A 17142-nucleotide genomic window follows, 5' to 3' on the forward strand; every position below is an offset into this window, starting at 1 on the left:
TCCGTCACGTGGCCAGAGCATCCCCATGACGACCGGCTGGTCCACCGTCACCCGGTTCTGGCCGGCCGACTGGGACCGCGACGGCAGGACCGACCTCTTGGGATTGCAGGGCGCCGACCAGATGTTCGCCTGGCGCAACACGGCCTCCGGCGGTGTGCCGTCGTTCGCCCCGCTCGCGAACCTGGGCGCCGGCTGGAGCTCGCTGACCAAGCTCGTGCTGGGTGACTTCACCGGCGACGGCAAGGTCGACCTCGCCGGCTGGACCGCCTGGAACTCAGACCAGCTCTACGTCGTGCCCAACACCTCTTCCGGCACGACCCTCTCTCGCGGCCAGAGCATCCCCATGAGCACCGGCTGGGCCTCCATCACCAGCTACCTGGTCGCCGACTACGACGGCGACGGCAGGACCGACCTCCTGGGCGTCCAGGGCAGCGACCAGATGTTCACCTGGCGCGGCACCCACTCCGGCGGCACCCCCGGCTTCACCGCCCTGACCAGCCTGGGTACGGGCTGGAACACGGTCGGCCACATACCCACCGCACAGTGATCCACCACCCTCCGCGGGCCGTCCGGGTTTCCCCGGACGGCCCCGCGGGCGTTTCCCGGAAAGGAACCACGATGTTGCTGCTGTCCGATCCTTCCGTCGGCCGGACGCCGATCAGGGAGTGTGGCGAACCTCTCGTCGACCTGCGGACCGTCCCGGCCCTGCGGGTCGACCCCCGCATGGCCCCGACCGGCCCCGGCCACGCCCATCTGCGGCTGGGCGTGGTCGACCGGCTGGTCACCGCGCAGACCTATCTGCCGCCCGGCCTCTACTTCCTCGTGATCGAGGGCTTCCGCCCGGTCGCCCTCCAGACGCGGTATTTCGACGCCCACAAGGACCGGCTCCGCGCCGCCGAACCGGGCCATGACGAGGACTGGTACCACGTCAGGGCCAGCCGCTACATCTCGCCGCCGGACGTCGCACCCCACGTCGCCGGGGCGGCGGTCGACCTCACGCTGTGCGACGTCGACGGCGTCGAGCTCTGGCTGGGCACCGAGGTCAACGACACCGACACCGAGGACTGCCACACGGCCTCGCCGTCGGTGACCGGCGAGGCGGCCGACCGCCGCCGGATGCTCTCCGGCGCGCTCACCTCCGCCGGCTTCGTCAACTATCCGACGGAGTGGTGGCACTGGTCCCATGGCGACCGCTACTGGGCCCGCGTCACCGGCGCGGAGACGGCCCGCTACGGCCCCGCAGAACTGCCGTGAGAACCGGTCACCGGGATAGCAGTTGATTCCACGAAGAGAACAGGGCCCTCCGGCGGAGAACACCGGAGGGCCCGTTCCTTTTATCCTTGTGGCGACCGGATTCCGTCCGCCGAATCAGCCTGCGATTTCACTGCAGAATTCGTCATCGACGCTCGTAGTGATAACGATCGAGGATGGTCTGACCGCCGTATTCGGACCGGTAGGGACAGTAGGCCGTCGAGTAGGAATTGGACGACACGGTCTTCCAGCTACCCCACGCCACGACGTAGGTGCCGTCGGGAGCGTCGCACCACGCGACCGCCCGATAGGAGCCGGTTCCCCCGTGGCAGACCGCGATGCTGGCGGTCCGCGAGGCGGCCGCCGCGGAACAGTCGCTCGGAAGCGCGTTGGCGGGAGCGGCCGTGAATGTGGTCGCCGCGATCCCCGCTGCGCATGCCAGAGAGAGCTGCGCAATTCGCAGACGCATTTAGTGCCTTTCCTTCGTGAGGGGTCCGTCACCCTCCGGCGAACGGCGGGAGACGGTTTTCCTTCCAAGGTCGGTGATCACCTGATGAAGGAGCCTACCCCGGGCCGCGGGGGAGCCGATTGACTGAAAGCGCCAACCTCTCCATCGAACCGGGAATCGCGCCATATTCACCCGCTGGAGAAAGCCGCCCATGAAACGCGACGAACTCGAATTCGCCGCCGATGCGCTCGGGTGGACGATCAGCCCATCCACATGCCCCCGTTGACGTCGATCACGGCGCCGGTCACCGACGCCGCGACCGGGGAGCACAACCATTCCACCGTGCCCGCGATCTCTTCCGGGCTCGTCACCCGGCCGAGGGGGATCTGGGCTCGCAGGGCGGCCAGGTCGTCGTCGGGGAGCCGGTCGAGCATCGGGGTCGCCACCGGGCCGGGGGCGACCGCGTTGACGCGGATGCCGCGTCCGGCCTGGTCCTTGGCCAGGTGGCGGGTGAGGCCGATCAGGCCCGCCTTCGCGACGGCGTAGGCGGGGCCCGACAGGCGGTTGCCGCCGTGGCGGCCGTTCACGGAGCTGAACAGGACGACCGAGCCGCCCTGTCCCATCAGGGGGAGCGCCGCCTGGGTGACGACCAGGGCGGAGGTCAGGTTGTCGTCGAGGACGCGGCGCCACTGGGCCAGGTCGAGGTCTTCGATGCCGCCCGCGCCGACCGATCCGGCGGCGTGGACGACGTTGTCCAGCGACGGGACCTCGCGAAGCGCGTCATGTACCGAAGAAGGGTCGCTCGCGTCGTGGCCGAGGGCTCGATCGAGGACGGTCACATGGTGGCCGAGGGCGCGCAGGCGGTCGGCGCAGGCGCGGCCGATACCGCCGGATCCGCCCACCACCAGGGAGTTCTTCACCATCCGGTCATTTGTAGCAGGCGTGGATGAGGCTGGGTGACCGGGGACCGGGCTATGCTCTGACCTTGTGCGGGCGGAGGAGAACAGGACTGACACGGCCAACGGCGACCTTCCCGCCGACGACGGGCAGACGAGCAGCGGCGTCGACCGGGCCCTGCAGGTGATCTTCGCCGTCGCGGCCGCCAAGGAGCCCGACATCGGCGTGTCCGAGCTGGCCCGGTCGCTCGGGCTGAGCAAGGCCGTCGTCCACCGGGTGGTCCGGACTCTCGTGGCGGCCGACTTCTTCTCCGTCGACGAACGCACCCGCCGTTACCGCCTGGGCCCCGGCGCCGTCAGCGTCGGCCTGGCGGCGATGGCCCAGATGGAGGTGCCGCGGATCGCCCAGCCCTATCTTGAGCGGCTGGTCGCCCACACCAAGGAGACCGCGACCCTGTCGGTGCGCTACGGCACCCAGCGCATGTATCTGACCCAGGTGCTGTCGCCGCAGGAGATCCGCATGTCGGTGCAGCTCGGGCGGCTCTACCCGCTCCACGCGGGGGGTTCGTCGAAGGCGATCCTGGCCGCCATGGAACCCGAGGAGATCCGGGGCTATCTGGCCTCGCAGCCCCTTGAGGCGCTGACCGCGATCACGATCCAGGATCCGGCCCGCCTGGCCGACGAACTGGAGACCATCCGGCAGCGCGGCTACGCCGTCAGCCTCGGCGAACGCCAGCAGGGCGCCGCCTCCGTCGCGGCTCCCGTCCACGAGGCGACCGGCCGCGTCTACGGTTCCATCTCGGTCTGCGGGCCGGTCAGCCGGCTCAGCGTCGGCAACGTCGAGGAATACGGCCGCCTCGTCCACGAGGCCGCCACCGAGGTCTCCCGCCAGCTCGGCTACCGCCCCGCCTGACCCGCGGCAGCGGCTCCGCCTGCCGGGGTCCGCGCCGGCCCGGAACGCATGCTCGTCGCGGACACCCGCCTGCGCACCGCTGAGCGGAACGCCGCCGCATGACCCGTCGCGGTCGCGACGCCGACGCAGGAACCGTCGAAAAGTAACGTCTACCTGTGGCTATCACACGTAGTAGCGATCACAGGCGCACCGGTAAACCTCACGTAAGGTAACAAGACCGGCAAACCGCCCGTCATGTTACAGACTCGAAAAACCACAGATAGGGCCCTTGACCTGCTTTTGGCGGCACATCTAGCATCACCGTATCCGGTACGGCGTTCCGCCCAGCGATACAACCGGGAGCCTGGAGGGCAGCACAATGTCGACCCCAGTCCGCGCTTCGGAGGCGACGCGCCCCCGCGTGCCCCGGCGGAAGTGGACCGATTCCTCACTGCTGTTGTGGATCACCACGCCTCTCCTGCTGCTGGTGTTCATCGCGGCGTGGAAGGCCTACACCGTGCTGTTCGGCGTCGGGGAGCTGATGCTTCCCCCGCCGGAGACGGTCGGCGCCGCGCTGGTCGAGCTGATGCAGGGCTCGCTCATCTACGAGGCGATCAAGGTGACGCTCTACGAGACGCTGGTCGGGTTCGCGCTCGCCGCCGTCATCGGAGTGGCGCTGGGCATCGTCCTCGGCAAGGCGCGCAGGCTGGAGCGGGTCCTGTCTCCGTTCCTCGTCGCCACCCAGGTCGTACCGAAGGTGGCCATCGTCCCGCTGTTCCTCCTCTGGTTCGGCTTCGGGACCACATCCAAGATCTTCATGGCGGCGATCATCGCGTTCTTCGTGATGATGCAGAACACCATCCTCGGGATCCGGTCGATCGAACCCGGTCACCGTGACCTCATGCGCGTCATCCAGGCACCCTGGTGGAAGCGCGTGATCTCGCTGGACATCCCGTCCTCGCTGCCCTACGTGCTCACCGGCGTGGAGCTGGGCATCGTCTTCGCCATCACCGGCGCCGTCGTCGGCGAGTACCTCGGTGGCGACGAGGGCCTGGGCGCCCTCGCGACGATGATGCTGGCCGGTCTCCGCACCGACATGCTCTTCGCGGTCGTGATCGTGATGACGGTGCTCGGTTTCCTCCTCTACGCCGTCACCGCGGCGATCCGGAGGTTCGCGATCCCCTGGCACGAGTCGTCCGGCCGCCCCACGTCTCTTTAAGAACAGGAACACCCACATGGACCGCCGCACGTTCTTCCGCGGGGCCGGGCTGGTCGTCGCGACCGCCGCCGGAAGCCAGTTCCTCATCGGCTGCTCGTCGGGCGACTCGGGCGGGGAGACCGCCGCCACGACCGGCCCCTCGGGGCAGCAGCTCCGCAACCTCGTCTACATGACCCCGTTCCAGCACATCATCGCCCACGCCGACGTCTACGTGGCCCAGGCCCAGGGCTTCTTCGCCGAGGAGGGCCTGCTGATCACCTCGATCGGAGGGACCGGCACGGCGAGCTCGGTCTCCCAGGTCGCGGGCAAGCAGGCCATGTTCGGCAAGGCGGCCTCCGTCATCACCTGCCCGCTGATCGCCGACCAGGACACGCCGATCGTCACGGTCGGCCAGAAGGACCAGGTCAGCCAGTACAGCGTGGCGTCCAAGCCGGACAACCCGCTGACCAACCCCGAGCAGTGGCAGGGCAAGACCATCGGCGTCATCTCCAAGGGCGGCACCACCGAGCTGCTCCTCGACGCCATGTCGGTGGCCGCCGGGCTCGACCCGACCAAGGTCAGGAAGGTCGTCACCGGCGCCGACGTCGGCTCGCTGGAGTTCCTCAACCGGGGCGAGGTCGACGGCTTCATCACCTTCATCGGGTCGGAGACGGCCTTCCGGCAGCGCGGCATCGAGCTGAACTACCTCAACACCGACCTGTTCGCGCCGCTGCCCGGTGACTCCTACTTCGTCACCCGGGAGACCGCGCAGGCCGAGGGCGAGGCGATCACCGGCTTCCTCCGGGCCTGCCGCAAGGCGTGGAAGTTCATGGCCGACACGAACAACACCGACGCGGTGCTGGCCGCCGTCGGCGAGCTCAACGAGATCGAGGTCTCCGACAAGGCGCTCGCCGCCGCCAAGATCGCCGCCGAGGTCAAGGTCAGCACGCCCAAGAGCGGCGACTTCCTGGCCCTCGACACCGCGACGTGGGAGTCCGCGATCGAGCTCATGCGCAAGTCCGGGATCATGAAGGACACCTCGCGGCCGGTCACCGACTTCGTCGACACCACCTTCATCTCCGCCGTCTGAGAGGCCGCACCTGATGCAGCGCACCACGGCCACCGACCTCGTGGTGGTCGGCGCCGGCACCGCCGGACTGCCCGCCGCGATCGAGGCCGCCGCCCACGGGCTGAAGGTCACGGTGATCGAGAAGGCCGACCGCGTCGGCGGCACGCTCTGGCGATCGTGGGCCCAGCTCTCGGCGGGCGGCACCTCGCTCCAGCGTGCCAAGGGCATCCGCGACAGCCCCGACCTGCATTTCGACGACGTGATGCGGATCAGCAGGAACACCGCCGACCCGGAACTGGTCCGGCTCGCGGTCGACCACGCGCCCGCGACCGTCGAATGGCTGCTGGCCCAGGGCTTCGACATGCATCCCGACGCGCCGGCGGTGCTGCACTTCCACGAGCCCTATCTGCTGCCGCGCACCTACTGGGGGCGCAACGCGGGCCGGTCGGTGCTGGAGGTGCTCGTCCCGGCCTTCGAGAAGGCGTGCGGCGGGTCGGTGACGCTCGAACTCGGTGCCGAACTGACCGCGTTCCGGACGGCGGAACGCGGCCGGGTGGCCGGGGTGACGATCCGGGACGCCGATGGAGCGTTCCGGGACGTCGACGCGGCGGCGGTGATCCTCACCAGCGGCGGCTACGCGGGCAACCCCGAGTTGTTCCCCCGGCTCACGTCGGGGGCGCCGCTGGCGGGGCCCGCCTCGCCGGGCGCCGAGGGCAGCGGCATCCTGGCCGCCGTCGCGGCGGGTGGCCGGGTGCGCGGCCAGGAACGTTTCCTTCCCACGTACGGCGGGGTACTGCGGCCCGGCAGCACGTGGGAGACCGTGGGGCTGGACGACTATCCGGCCCTCACCCCGCAGTCGCGGGCCCCGTGGGAGATCCACGTCAACGCCCGCGGCGAGCGGTTCGTCGCCGAGGACGCCCCGAGCGTCGACGACCGGGAGAACGCCCTGCTGGCCCAGCCCGAGCTGAAGTTCTGGGTGGTGTACGACGCCGCGATCCGCCGATCGGCCCCGGCGCTGTTCCCCACCTGGGACGACGCCGACCTCGACCGGGCCTTCCAGGGCGGCCACCCGTCGTTCGCCGTCGCGGGCGACCTCGCGACGCTGGCCCAGGCCGCCGGGATCGACCCCGGCGGCCTGGCGGCCACGGTCGCCGCCTACAACGCGGCCGTGGCCTCGGGCCGGGACGCCTTCGGGCGGGCCTGCCTGCCCGCGCCGATCGCCGAACCCCCCTTCTACGCCGTGCTGAACCACGGCACCACGCTCAAGAGCCCGGCGGGCCTGGCCGTCGACGGGCGGTTGCGCGTCCTGGGCCCCGACGGCCCGTTCGAGAACCTGTGGGCGGCCGGCGAGGTCATCGGCGGCAGCACCTTGTCCGGCAAGTCGTTCGTGAGCGGGATGAGCGTCACCCCCGCCCTCGGGTTCGGCCGGATGCTCGGGCGCCGGGCGGCCGGCGCCTCCACCGAACCAGGGAGCATGTGATGTGGAACAGGCCTGACGTCGACTTCGTCCAGAGCCAGGACGTGCCCTGGCAGCAGGTGCCCGACGGCGCGTTCGGCGCCGCGCAGGGCGGCCGCAAGAAGGTGCTGAGCCGGGACGCCGGGACGGGCGCGGAGACCGCGCTCCACCGGCTGACCGGCCGCCACCAGGGCGTGTTGTCCGCCGGGGTGGACCTGTACGTGGTCGCGGGGGAGGGGCGGCTCGACGGAGAGCCGCTCCGCACCGGCGACTACGTCTACGCCCCGGCGGGCAGCGCCCTCGACCTGGTCGCGTCGGTGCGCGGCCTGACCGTCTACGCCGGATTCTGGGGCGCGCCCGGCTTCGCCGGGGGTGCGGGATCGGGTGAGCCCCCGCTCCTGATCACCCCGGAACTCGAACCCTGGATCCCGGCGGGATGGAGCGGCGAGACCAAGCTGGAGGCGGGCGCGATGTCCAAGACGCTGCGCTCCGACGGCGAGGTCTTCATCTACCTGGCCGCGATGCTGCCGGGCTGGAAGTCGCCCATGGCCGAGGCCCACCCGGTCTACGAGGAGTCCTTCAAGATCTACGGCGACGTGCTGATGGGCCCGCTCGGCGTGATCAGGGAGGGCGGCTACTTCTTCCGTTCGCCGGGCGTCTTCCACGGCCCCCTCTACTCGCGCGGCGGCACGATGTCGTTCATCCGCTCCGACGCCGCGCCGACGACCGAATACCGGGTGCCCCAGCCCGGCGAGACCTGGGACGAACTCTCGGAGCGTGCGTATGTCCGCTGACACCATGACCGGCGGGGCCGCCATCTCGATCAAGGGGGTCGGCAAGGAGTACACCACCGACGCCGGGCCGGTCCGCGCCCTCACCCCCACCGACCTGGAGATCAAACCGCGCGAGTTCGTCGTGCTGCTCGGCCCCTCGGGCTGCGGCAAGACGACGCTGCTGCGCATGCTCGGCGGGCTCATCACCCCGACCGAGGGCACCATCACCATCGGCGACAAGCTCCTCTACTCCGAGGGCGACACCCGGCCGTCGCGGGAGGCGCTCGGCTCGCTCGGGTTCGTCTTCCAGCAGTCGACGCTGATGCCGTGGCGGAAGATCTGGAAGAACATCGCCCTGCCGCTCGAAGGCAAGGGCGTCGGCCGCAAGGAGCGGCGGCAGCGGGCCGAGGAGCTCGCCGAGATGATGGGCCTGGCGGGCTTCCTCGAACACCTCCCGCGTGCCCTGTCGGGCGGCATGCAGCAGCGTGTGGCGATCGCGCGGGCGCTGGTCCACCGTCCGTCGATCCTGCTCATGGACGAACCCTTCGGCGCCCTCGACGCGATGACGCGCGACCGGATGAACTCCATGCTCCAGCAGCTCTGGATGGACACCGGCAAGACGACCGTGCTGGTCACCCACTCGATCTCCGAGGCGGTGTTCCTGGCCGACCGGGTGGTGCTGCTGTCGCAGCGGCCCGGCCGCATCCAGGACGTCGTCGAGATCGACTTCCCCCGGCCGAGGTCACTGGACATCGTCAAGACGCCGCAATTCGGCGAGATCGTCCAGCACCTGCGCAAGCAGCTCGGCGAGGTCTGATGGAGGGGGCGACTCGCGCGCTGGCCCGGTTCACGGCCGGGCTGACCTTCGCCGACCTGCCGGAACCGGTCGTCGCCAAGGCCCGCCACCTGCTGCTCGACTACTTCGGCGCGGCCCTGGCCGGCGGCCGGGTGCCCGAGGCGGCGACCATCACCGAGATGGTGCGCGCCCGGGGCGGCGTCGCCGAGGCGACCGTGCTCGGCGCCGGTTTCGCGACCACGCTGCCGGACGCCGCCTACGCCAACGGCGCGGCGGCCGACGTGCTGGAACACCAGGACGGCTACCGGTTCGGCGGCTTCCATCCCTCGCACGCGCTTCCGGCGCTGCTGGCGGTGGCCGAGTCCCGCGACGCCGACCTGGGCGAACTGCTGACCGCCGTGGTCGCCGCCTACGAGGTGGCCAACCGGATCGGGCGTGTCATGCACCCCGGCGCGACGACCGCCGGGTGGTTCCCGGTGGCCGCCGGATACGGCGCCGCCGCCGGATGCGCCAAGCTCCTGGGTCTCGGCGAGGACGGGATCGTCTCCGCGATCGGCGCGGCCGGGTTCTTCGTGCCGGCCGTCCTGATCGAGTCGATCTTCGCGGGGTTCACCGTGAAACCCGCCTTCGCCGGGCAGATCGCCCGTGCCGGGGTCGAGGGGGCGCTGCACGCCCACGCCGGCCTCACCGGCTGGGACGAACTGGTCGAACACCCGAGGGGCCTGGTCAGCCTGTTCCGCGGCGACCCCGCCGACTCGCGGCTGACCGACGGCCTGGGCGACGAGTGGACGATCCTGGAGGTCCACCAGAAGCGCTTCGCCGGGTGCCGCCACACCCACGGCGCCGCGCAGGCCTGCGCCGAACTCGCCGCCGAGCACGACCTCGACCCGGCCGAGGTGACCGGCGTCGACGTCGAGACCTACGGCGTGGCCAAGATCCTGGTCGACCGCCCGGCGGGCCGCTCGGTGGTGCCGTGCACGCTGAGCCTGCCCTATGTGGCCGCCGTCGCCCTGGCCGACCGCGACGTCTCGGCCGCCCAGTACGCCCCCGGACGCACCGGCGACCCCGTCGTCCACCGGGTGGCGGCGGCGGTCCGCATCCGCGTCGCCCCCGACCTCGACGAGAGGTACCCCGGCCACACCGCGACCCGCGTCACCGTCACCACCCGCGACGGGAGCGTGTACCGCAAACAGGTCGACCTCCCCTCGGGGGACAGCCGCAACCCGCTGACCAGCGAGGAGCTGATCGGCAAGTACCGGGGCTCGGCCGTCCCGGTCGCCGGGGAACACGCCGCCGACCACGCCGCCGAACTGCTGCTCGACGCCACCGGCATCCCCGTACGCACCCTGGTCACGACCATGACAGGAGGACACCCGTGCTGAGCCCGGACAGCCCCTCGCACGTCATCACCCCGCAGCCGCTCACGGCCGAGGACTTCGCGCCCTACGGCGAGGTGATGTCACTGGCGGCCACCCCCCGGCTGCCGATCGACTTCTACTCCGGCAAGAACGCCGTGCACGGGCCGGTCGTGCTCGACTCCGACACCCCGCCCGAGTTCCTGGTCTTCCGGGTCGGGCAGCGCGGCGACAACCTGCGCTACCTCGAACGCCACGTCGAGATGACCCAGACGATGATCCCGATCGGCGGCCAGCCCTACGTCGCCGTCGTCGCCCCGCCCGACGTGCCCCTGGAGGACGGCTTCCCCGCGCTCGACCAGGTGAAGGCGTTCGTGGTGCCCGGCGACGTGTCGATCAACCTGTTCCGGGGCACCTGGCACGAGCCCCCGTTCCCGTCGGTCGACGGCCAGCTCTTCCTGATCACCAGCCACGAACGGCTGACCCTGGGCCTCCAGCAGCGCCTCGACGAGAACGGCGAGCTCGACCAGTACGACGTGGAGAAGCGCAACCCCTTCTACCGCACGGGCCAGCGGGTCAGGGTCCGGCTGCCATGACGTCCATCGGCACCTCGGCCCGCAAGGCGGACGGCGAGGTCCTGCTGACCGGCCGGGGCCGGTTCGTCGACGACCACGTGCTGCCCGGGATGCGGCACGCCGCGATCGTGCGCAGCGATCGGGCGCACGCCCGCATCACCGGAGTCGACACCTCGGCCGCCGAGAGGGCGCCGGGCGTCGAGCTGGTGCTGACCGGCGACCAGGCCGCCCGGCACACCGGCCCGATCCCGCACTTCATCGACCCCGCCGCCCGGGGCGGCCGCCGCGCGGAGGTGCGCTGCCTGGCGGTCGGCAAGGTCGTGCACGCCGGCCAGGCCGTCGCCGCCGTGGTCGCCCGCACCCGCAGGGAGGCCGAGGCGGCGGCGCTGCTCGTCGAGGTCGGCTACGCACCCCTGCCCCACGTGCTCGACGCCGACGAGGCGCTGCTGCCGGACGCCCCGAGGCTCTACGAGGAGTGGCCCGACAACGTCATCCTGCACAACCACTACGGGACCGGCGACGTCGACGCCGCCCTGGCCGGCGCCGACCTGGTCGTCACCGAGACCGTCCGCATCGGCCGCACCACCACCGCGCCCATCGAGCCGCGCGGCTACCTGGCCTCCTGGGACCGCTTCGACGAGTCGCTGACTGTGTACGGCTCGGTCCAGAACCCCCACCAGCTCCGCTGGATGCTGGCCCGCAGCCTGGACCTCGACGAGACCCGCATCCGGGTCGTCACCGCCCGCGTCGGGGGCAGTTTCGGGCTGAAGATGCAGGGCCACCCGGAGGAGACCCTGATCTGCCTGCTCAGCAGGCTGACCGAGGCCCCGGTGAAGTGGATCGAGGACCGCCGCGAGTGTTTCCTGTCCGGGGCCCGCGAGCAGGTCCACCGGGTCACCGTCGGCGCGACGAACGACGGCCGCATCGTCGCGGTCAGGGACCGGATCGTCGCCAACGCGGGAGCGGTGACGGCCCAGCCGGGCTGGGCGATGCCCAACATGTCGGCCACCACGCTCGCCTCCGGCTATCTGGTGCCCAACGTCGAGGCCGAACTCCACGTCGTGGCCACCAACAAACCGCCGCTGAACGCCGCCCGGGGCTTCGGCAAGGACGGCGCCCACTTCGTCATGGAACGGATCGTCGACCTGGTGGCGCGCGGGCTCGGCGCCGATCCCGCGCACGTCCGGCGGGTCAACCTCATCCCGGCGGGCCGGTTCCCGTTCCGCACCGCGACCGGCCTGAACATCGACAGCGGCGACTTCCCCGGCCTGCTCGACAAGGCGCTCAAGGCTCTTGAGTACGACACTCTCCGCGCCCGCCAGCGGGAATTGCGGGACCGAGGGCGGTACCTGGGAATCGGGCTGGCCTTCGAGCTGACCCCCGAGTCGGCCGACGGGCCGGGCACCTTCGTGTCGGGCTTCGACGTGACGACCGTCCGCATGAACATGAGCGGTGGCGTCACCGTGCTGACCGGGGTGACCAGCCCCGGCGGCGGCAACGACACCGCGATCGCGCAGATCGTCTCCGACGAGCTCGGCGTGCCGCTGGGCTGGATCCAGGTCGTCCAGGGCGACACCGACCGCTGCCCCAGCGGGTTCGGCAACTTCAGCGGCCGGGGCATGGTCGTCGGCGGCGGTTCGGCCGCGCTGGCCGCCCGCGACGTGCGGGCCAAGCTCGCCGTCGTCGGCGCGCGGATGCTCGGCGTCGCGCCCGAGGAGGCCGAGGTGACCGGCGGGGTCGTGCGGGTCGCCGCCGAGCCGGAGCGGTCGGTGGCGGTGCCCGACGTGGCCGCCGCCGTGCTGACCAGGGCGTTCGCGGTGGCGTCGGAGGTCGAGCCGGTGCTGGAGGCCACCCGCGCCTTCAAGCCGGGCAACATCGACCACGTCCCGGACGAGCGGGGCCGCATCCAGCCCTACCCGACCTACTCCAACTGCCTGCACGCCGCCGTCGTCGAGGTCGATCCCGAGACCGGGGTCACCACGCTGGCCGACTTCGTGATGGTCCACGACTGCGGCGTCGTCATCAACCCCGCGCTGGTCGAGGGCCAGGCCCACGGCGCGATCGTGATGGGCCTCGGGGCGGCACTGACCGAACAGCTCTCCTACGACGACGAGGGCCGCCTGCTCACCGACCGCTTCAAGTCCTACCTGCTGCCGCGCGCCGGCGACCTGCCGGAAGTCCGGCTCGAACACCAGGTCACCCCCAGCCCCTTCACCATGTACGGCAACAAGGGCGCGGGCGAGGCCGGCGTCGGCGGCGCCCAGGCGGCGGTGGCCAACGCGGTCGAGGACGCCCTGGCGCCCTTCGGCGTCACCGTCACCCAGGTCCCGCTGCCCGCCCCGGTCGTGCTCGACCTCATCGAACGGGCCACCGCGAAATGATCACCCGCGACTTCGCCTACCACGCGCCCGCCGACCTCGGCGGGGTGACGGCCGCCCTCGCCGGCGGTGACGCCGTGATCGTCGGCGGCGGCACGATGGTCGTGCCCGACATGACCCATGGGAGGACCACACCCGGCGTGGTCGTCGACCTGTCCAGGGCCGGGCTCGCCGGCCTCACCCAGACCGCCGGCGGGGAGGTGGTGGTCGGCGCGACGACCACGTACACCCAGCTGCTGCGCGGCGGGGAGCTCGCGCCGCTGCTGCGGCGGGTCGCGGGGGGTGTCACGGGCGGGCCGCAGATCCGCAACAAGGGCACCGTCGGCGGGTCGGCCTGTTACGCCAACCCCTCTTCGGAGATCCCGGCCGCCCTGCTCGCGCTCGGGGCGCGGATGCGGCTGGCCTCGGCCCGGGGAGTCAGGGAGGTCGCGGCGGCGGACTTCTTCACCGGCGCGTTCACCACCGAGCGGCGGCCCGACGAGGTGCTGGCGGCGGTCGTGCTGCCGAGCCCGGACGGACCGGCCTTCGGCTACCACAAGCTCAAGCTCTCCGAGAGCTCCTGGCCCATCGCCACCGCCGCCTGCGTGCGCGGACCCGGCGGCTGGCGGGTCGCGCTCGGCGGGGTCGCGGCCACGCCGCTGCTGGTGACCATCGAATCGGCCGACCCCCGGCACGTGCGCGCGGAGGTCGCGCGGGTGCTGACCGAACCGTGGAGCGACGTGCTGGCCGACGGCGACTACCGCCGCCGGGTCGCGCCGGTCGTGGCCCTCCGGGCACTCAAGGAAGGAGAAGCGTCGTGACCAGGGTCAACGTGACCGTCAACGGCCGGGCGCGGGAGATCGACGTCGAACCGGCCAAGCTGCTCGTGCACGCCGTCCGGGAGGACCTCGGGCTGACCGGCACCCACGTCGGCTGCCTGACCGGCGACTGCGGCGCGTGCACCGTGCGGATCGACGGCGCGACCGTGAAGTCGTGCTCGGTGCTCGCGGTGAGCGCGGAAGGCGCGCAGATCACCACCGTCGAGGGGCTCGCGGGCCCCGGTGGGCTGCACCCCGTGCAGCAGGCGTTCTGGGACGAGTTCGGCTTCCAGTGCGGCTACTGCCTGCCCGGCATGCTGCTCACCGCCTGCGAACTCCTGGAAGACGACCCCGACCCCACCGACGAGGCGATCACCCTGGCCGTCAACGGCAACCTGTGCCGCTGCACCGGCTACCACGCCGTCAAGCGCTCGATCCGCTGCGCCGCCGACCGGATGCGGGAGGGGTCGTGAGCGCCGAGGCCGAGGCGATCGTCGAGGACTTCCTGGCCGCGATGGGCCGGGGCGACCTGGAGTCGGCCGCGGCCCACCTGGCCCCCGGCGCGGTCATGATCTTCCCCGGCGACCGCCGTTACACCCGCCTGCGCGACCTGGCCGACGCCTCCGCCACCCGCTATCGCCGGGTCGACAAGCACCGCACCGAGTACGAGTCGTTCACCGCCCCCGGCGGTGAGGTCGTCGTCTGGTCGATGGGCACGCTGTTCGGCGAGAACAACCACGGCGTGCGCTACGACGGCGTGCGCTACGTCGACCGGTTCCGCCTGGTGGGCGGTCGCATCGTCGAGCAGCGGGTCTGGAACGACCTGGAGATCAGCGGCGTGCTGACCGCCCGCGGCGCCGAGGAGGTCGACGCCCGCTGGCGTCCGGCCCCGAGCGCCGTGGTCCGGCGGGTGGCCACCGCCGCGTGGGGCGGCGCGTTGCGCGGCGGCGCCGGGGTCCTCACCGTGGCCTCCGGCGCGACCGGCCCGCTGCCGATCTCCCTGGAGACCCGGAAGACCAGCGCCGCCCCCGCCACGTCGCCCGAGGAACTGCTCGCCGCCGCGCACGCCGCCTGTTTCGCGATGGCGCTGCGCGGCGCGCTCGACGCCGTCGCCCCCGGCACGCCGGAGCAGGCCGTCGAGGTCACCGGCACCTGCGTGCTGCGCATCGACGCGTCCGGATGGACCATCGACGCCGTCCGTCTCGACGTGACGACACGGGGGGTGCCGCGCGCCGCGCTCGACGCCGCGCTCCCGGTGGCCGGACGCCGCTGCGCGATCTCCAACGTGATCAAGGGCAACGCCGAGGTCACGGTCACCGTGCGGGAGCAGGCGGATGAGTGAGCGCCATCCCCACGTGTTCTCACCGCTGGAGCTGGGCGGGCTGACCTTGCGCAACCGCGTGTTCGTGTCGGCGCACACCACCAACTTCGGCGCGGACTTCCTGCCGACCGACCGGCACGTCGCCTACCACCGCGAACGCGCCCGGGGCGGCGCGGGGCTGATCATCACCGAGCCGCTGCGCGTGCACGACACCAGCCTCGGCCGCGCGGGCGGCCTGAGCGCCTCCCCGGCCGCCCTGCCGGGCCTGGCCGCGATCGCCGCCGCCGTCCGCGAGGAGGGCGCGGCCGTCTTCACCCAGATCACCCACACCGGACGGCACAGCGAGAACGTCTTCCGGCGCACCGCCTCATGGGGCCCGAGCGCCGTCCCGTGGCACACCACCGGCCCGGTCCCGCACGTCATGACGGCCGCCGACATGAAAGGGGTGCGCCGGGCCTACGTCGCGGCCGCCCGCCTCGCGGTCGAGGCCGGGTTCCAGGGCCTTGAGGTGCACTTCGGGCACGGCCACCTGCTGCACCAGTTCATCTCCCCGGCCGCCAACACCCGCACCGACGACTACGGCGGCACCGAGGAGAACCGGCTGCGCTTCCCGCTGGAGGTGCTCGACGACGTGCTGGCCGCCGTGGGGTCGTCGGCGCTGGTGGGCGTGCGGATGAGCGCCGACGAACTGGTGCGCGGCGGGCAGGACCTCGCCGCCGGGAAGCGCATCGCCGAACTGCTCTGCCGCACCCGGCCGATCGCCTTCCTCAACGTCTCGGTCGCCTCCTACACCGTGCCGTCGATCGGCCACCACGTCGCCGACATGAACGAGGGCCGCGCCCCCTACCTGCCCCAGACGCTCGCCATCGCCGACGTCGCCGGATCGGTGCCGGTGTTCGCGGCCTGCCGCTTCGTCGAGGTCGGCGACGCCGAACGCGCCCTGGCCACCGGCCGGATCGCCGCCGTCGCGATGACCCGCGCCCACATCGCCGACCCCCACCTGCTGACCAAGACCGCCCAGGGACGCCACGACGAGGTGCGGCCCTGCGTCTCGTGCAACTTCTGCATCGGCGAGATCGCCGGGCACCGCGCGATCACCTGCATGATGAACCCGGCCGCCGGCCGGGAGGCCGAGTGGCCGGCCGAGCCCGCCCCGGCGGAGCCGGCCAGGTCGGTGCTGGTCGTGGGCGGCGGACCGGCCGGGATGGAAGCGGCCAGGGTCGCGGCCGAACGCGGCCACCGGGTGCGGTTGTGGGAACGTTCCGCCGAACTCGGCGGCCAGGTGCGCACCGGCCGCCGCGGCGCCGGCCGCCACGAGCTCGACCTGCTGCGCGCCTACGGGCAGGCCCAGCTCGCCCGGCTCGGCGTCGAGGTCAGGACCGGGGCCGAGGTGACCGCGGAAGACGTGCTGGCGGCCCGGCCGGACGTGGTCGTGCTCGCCACCGGGTCGGTCCGGCGTGCGCCCCTGCCGCTGGACGACCGCTCCTGGGCCGGGCGGACCGTCGTCGTGGTCGACCGCGAGGGCGGCTGGACCTGCGCGTCCCTGGCCGAGACCATCGCCCGCGACGGCGGCCGGGTCCACGTCGTCACCCCGGCGGCGACCCCGCTGTGGGGCGTCACCGAGTACAGCAGGATGACCGCCCTCGAACGGCTGCGCGCCCTCGGCGTCGACGTCTGGACGAGTTGCACCGCCGAGACCGGCGGCGGGCGGGCCGTGCTCAGGTCGTCCCTCAACAGAGGCGAGACCGTGCTCGACGGCGTCACCGACGTGATCCCCCTCGACCCTCCCGGCGCCCTGGACACCCTGGCCGCCGACCTGACCGGAGCCGGGCTGCCCGTCCACGTCATCGGCGACGCCGTGGCCCCCCGATCCCTCCTGGAGGCCGTGTACGAGGGCCACGCCCTCGCCCGTGCCCTGTGACCACCCCGACCCGAAC

The 17142-nt window shown here is 72.2% G+C and carries 17 protein-coding genes; 15 read left to right on the forward strand and 2 right to left on the reverse strand.

All coding sequences use genetic code 11. The features are described 5' to 3' along the window. Both AW273_RS35185 and AW273_RS35190 read left to right on the forward strand, forming a co-directional pair. Positions 1-547 (forward strand): FG-GAP repeat domain-containing protein (locus tag AW273_RS35185; RefSeq protein ID WP_232327744.1); only part of this gene is annotated, 547 nt, incomplete at its 5' end. Between the two features lie 71 nt (positions 548-618). After that, entirely contained in the window at positions 619-1254 is a 636-nt protein-coding gene (locus tag AW273_RS35190) for a M15 family metallopeptidase (protein WP_062357988.1), read from the forward strand. 142 nt (positions 1255-1396) lie between these two features. On the opposite strand, the gene AW273_RS37690 is transcribed toward AW273_RS35190, so the two are convergent. Then, positions 1397-1720: a hypothetical protein gene (locus AW273_RS37690; RefSeq protein ID WP_157556474.1), complete on the reverse strand. Its 324-nt coding sequence runs from the start codon at positions 1718-1720 to the stop codon at positions 1397-1399. Between the two features lie 239 nt (positions 1721-1959). Continuing rightward, positions 1960-2622 carry an SDR family NAD(P)-dependent oxidoreductase gene (locus AW273_RS35195; RefSeq protein WP_062357990.1) on the reverse strand — a complete coding sequence of 221 codons (663 nt, stop codon included), beginning with the start codon at positions 2620-2622 and terminating at the stop codon, positions 1960-1962. A gap of 64 nt (positions 2623-2686) precedes the next feature. On the opposite strand from AW273_RS35195, the gene AW273_RS35200 reads away from it, so the two are divergent. From AW273_RS35200 to AW273_RS35260, 13 genes are all read left to right on the forward strand, one after another. Further along, the gene (locus AW273_RS35200) at positions 2687-3508 is read left to right on the forward strand and encodes an IclR family transcriptional regulator (RefSeq protein ID WP_062357993.1); all 822 of its coding nucleotides are present in this window, start codon (positions 2687-2689) and stop codon (positions 3506-3508) included. Between the two features lie 358 nt (positions 3509-3866). Then, positions 3867-4706, forward strand: coding sequence for an ABC transporter permease (locus AW273_RS35205; protein WP_232327745.1), 840 nt, complete (start codon positions 3867-3869; stop codon positions 4704-4706). Between the two features lie 16 nt (positions 4707-4722). Then, positions 4723-5775 (forward strand): ABC transporter substrate-binding protein, encoded by a 1053-nt coding sequence (locus AW273_RS35210; RefSeq protein ID WP_062357996.1) that lies wholly within the window; start codon positions 4723-4725, stop codon positions 5773-5775. 13 nt (positions 5776-5788) lie between these two features. Beyond that, positions 5789-7234: an FAD-dependent oxidoreductase gene (locus tag AW273_RS35215; RefSeq protein ID WP_062357998.1), complete on the forward strand. Its 1446-nt coding sequence runs from the start codon at positions 5789-5791 to the stop codon at positions 7232-7234. Beyond that, on the forward strand, positions 7234-8004 hold the full coding sequence (locus AW273_RS35220) for a cupin domain-containing protein (protein WP_062358000.1): 771 nt from the start codon (positions 7234-7236) through the stop codon (positions 8002-8004). The genes AW273_RS35215 and AW273_RS35220 overlap by 1 nt, the downstream gene beginning before the upstream one ends. Next, entirely contained in the window at positions 7994-8800 is an 807-nt protein-coding gene (locus AW273_RS35225; RefSeq protein ID WP_062358002.1) for an ABC transporter ATP-binding protein, read from the forward strand. The genes AW273_RS35220 and AW273_RS35225 overlap by 11 nt, the downstream gene beginning before the upstream one ends. Further along, a complete protein-coding gene (locus tag AW273_RS35230) occupies positions 8800-10161 on the forward strand; it encodes an MmgE/PrpD family protein (protein WP_062358005.1) in 1362 nt (453 codons plus the stop codon). Before AW273_RS35225 ends, AW273_RS35230 begins: the two co-directional genes overlap by 1 nt. Next, entirely contained in the window at positions 10155-10730 is a 576-nt protein-coding gene (locus tag AW273_RS35235) for an ureidoglycolate lyase (protein ID WP_062358007.1), read from the forward strand. Before AW273_RS35230 ends, AW273_RS35235 begins: the two co-directional genes overlap by 7 nt. Continuing rightward, on the forward strand, positions 10727-13090 hold the full coding sequence (locus tag AW273_RS35240; RefSeq protein WP_062358009.1) for a xanthine dehydrogenase family protein molybdopterin-binding subunit: 2364 nt from the start codon (positions 10727-10729) through the stop codon (positions 13088-13090). Before AW273_RS35235 ends, AW273_RS35240 begins: the two co-directional genes overlap by 4 nt. Then, on the forward strand, positions 13087-13887 hold the full coding sequence (locus AW273_RS35245; RefSeq protein ID WP_062358012.1) for an FAD binding domain-containing protein: 801 nt from the start codon (positions 13087-13089) through the stop codon (positions 13885-13887). Before AW273_RS35240 ends, AW273_RS35245 begins: the two co-directional genes overlap by 4 nt. Continuing rightward, a complete protein-coding gene (locus AW273_RS35250; protein WP_062358014.1) occupies positions 13884-14357 on the forward strand; it encodes a (2Fe-2S)-binding protein in 474 nt (157 codons plus the stop codon). Before AW273_RS35245 ends, AW273_RS35250 begins: the two co-directional genes overlap by 4 nt. Continuing rightward, the gene (locus tag AW273_RS36815; protein ID WP_062358017.1) at positions 14354-15226 is read left to right on the forward strand and encodes an OsmC family protein; all 873 of its coding nucleotides are present in this window, start codon (positions 14354-14356) and stop codon (positions 15224-15226) included. Before AW273_RS35250 ends, AW273_RS36815 begins: the two co-directional genes overlap by 4 nt. After that, entirely contained in the window at positions 15219-17126 is a 1908-nt protein-coding gene (locus AW273_RS35260) for an oxidoreductase (protein WP_062358019.1), read from the forward strand. The genes AW273_RS36815 and AW273_RS35260 overlap by 8 nt, the downstream gene beginning before the upstream one ends. Positions 17127-17142: the final 16 nt, after the last annotated feature.

The organism is Herbidospora yilanensis (assembly GCF_001570565.1).
GTDB lineage: Bacteria > Actinomycetota > Actinomycetes > Streptosporangiales > Streptosporangiaceae > Herbidospora > Herbidospora yilanensis.

Bases quoted from the DNA above. Each gene is read 5' to 3' on its own strand.
- AW273_RS35230 (WP_062358005.1), top strand. From the start codon at position 8,800: ATGGAGGGGGCGACTCGCGCGCTGGCCCGGTTCACGGCCGGGCTGACC.
- AW273_RS35240 (WP_062358009.1), top strand. From the start codon at position 10,727: ATGACGTCCATCGGCACCTCGGCCCGCAAGGCGGACGGCGAGGTCCTG.
- AW273_RS35225 (WP_062358002.1), top strand. From the start codon at position 7,994: ATGTCCGCTGACACCATGACCGGCGGGGCCGCCATCTCGATCAAGGGG.
- AW273_RS37690 (WP_157556474.1), bottom strand. From the start codon at position 1,720: ATGCGTCTGCGAATTGCGCAGCTCTCTCTGGCATGCGCAGCGGGGATC.
- AW273_RS35215 (WP_062357998.1), top strand. From the start codon at position 5,789: ATGCAGCGCACCACGGCCACCGACCTCGTGGTGGTCGGCGCCGGCACC.
- AW273_RS35220 (WP_062358000.1), top strand. From the start codon at position 7,234: ATGTGGAACAGGCCTGACGTCGACTTCGTCCAGAGCCAGGACGTGCCC.
- AW273_RS35205 (WP_232327745.1), top strand. From the start codon at position 3,867: ATGTCGACCCCAGTCCGCGCTTCGGAGGCGACGCGCCCCCGCGTGCCC.
- AW273_RS35210 (WP_062357996.1), top strand. From the start codon at position 4,723: ATGGACCGCCGCACGTTCTTCCGCGGGGCCGGGCTGGTCGTCGCGACC.
- AW273_RS35190 (WP_062357988.1), top strand. From the start codon at position 619: ATGTTGCTGCTGTCCGATCCTTCCGTCGGCCGGACGCCGATCAGGGAG.
- AW273_RS35195 (WP_062357990.1), bottom strand. From the start codon at position 2,622: ATGGTGAAGAACTCCCTGGTGGTGGGCGGATCCGGCGGTATCGGCCGC.
- AW273_RS35245 (WP_062358012.1), top strand. From the start codon at position 13,087: ATGATCACCCGCGACTTCGCCTACCACGCGCCCGCCGACCTCGGCGGG.
- AW273_RS35260 (WP_062358019.1), top strand. From the start codon at position 15,219: ATGAGTGAGCGCCATCCCCACGTGTTCTCACCGCTGGAGCTGGGCGGG.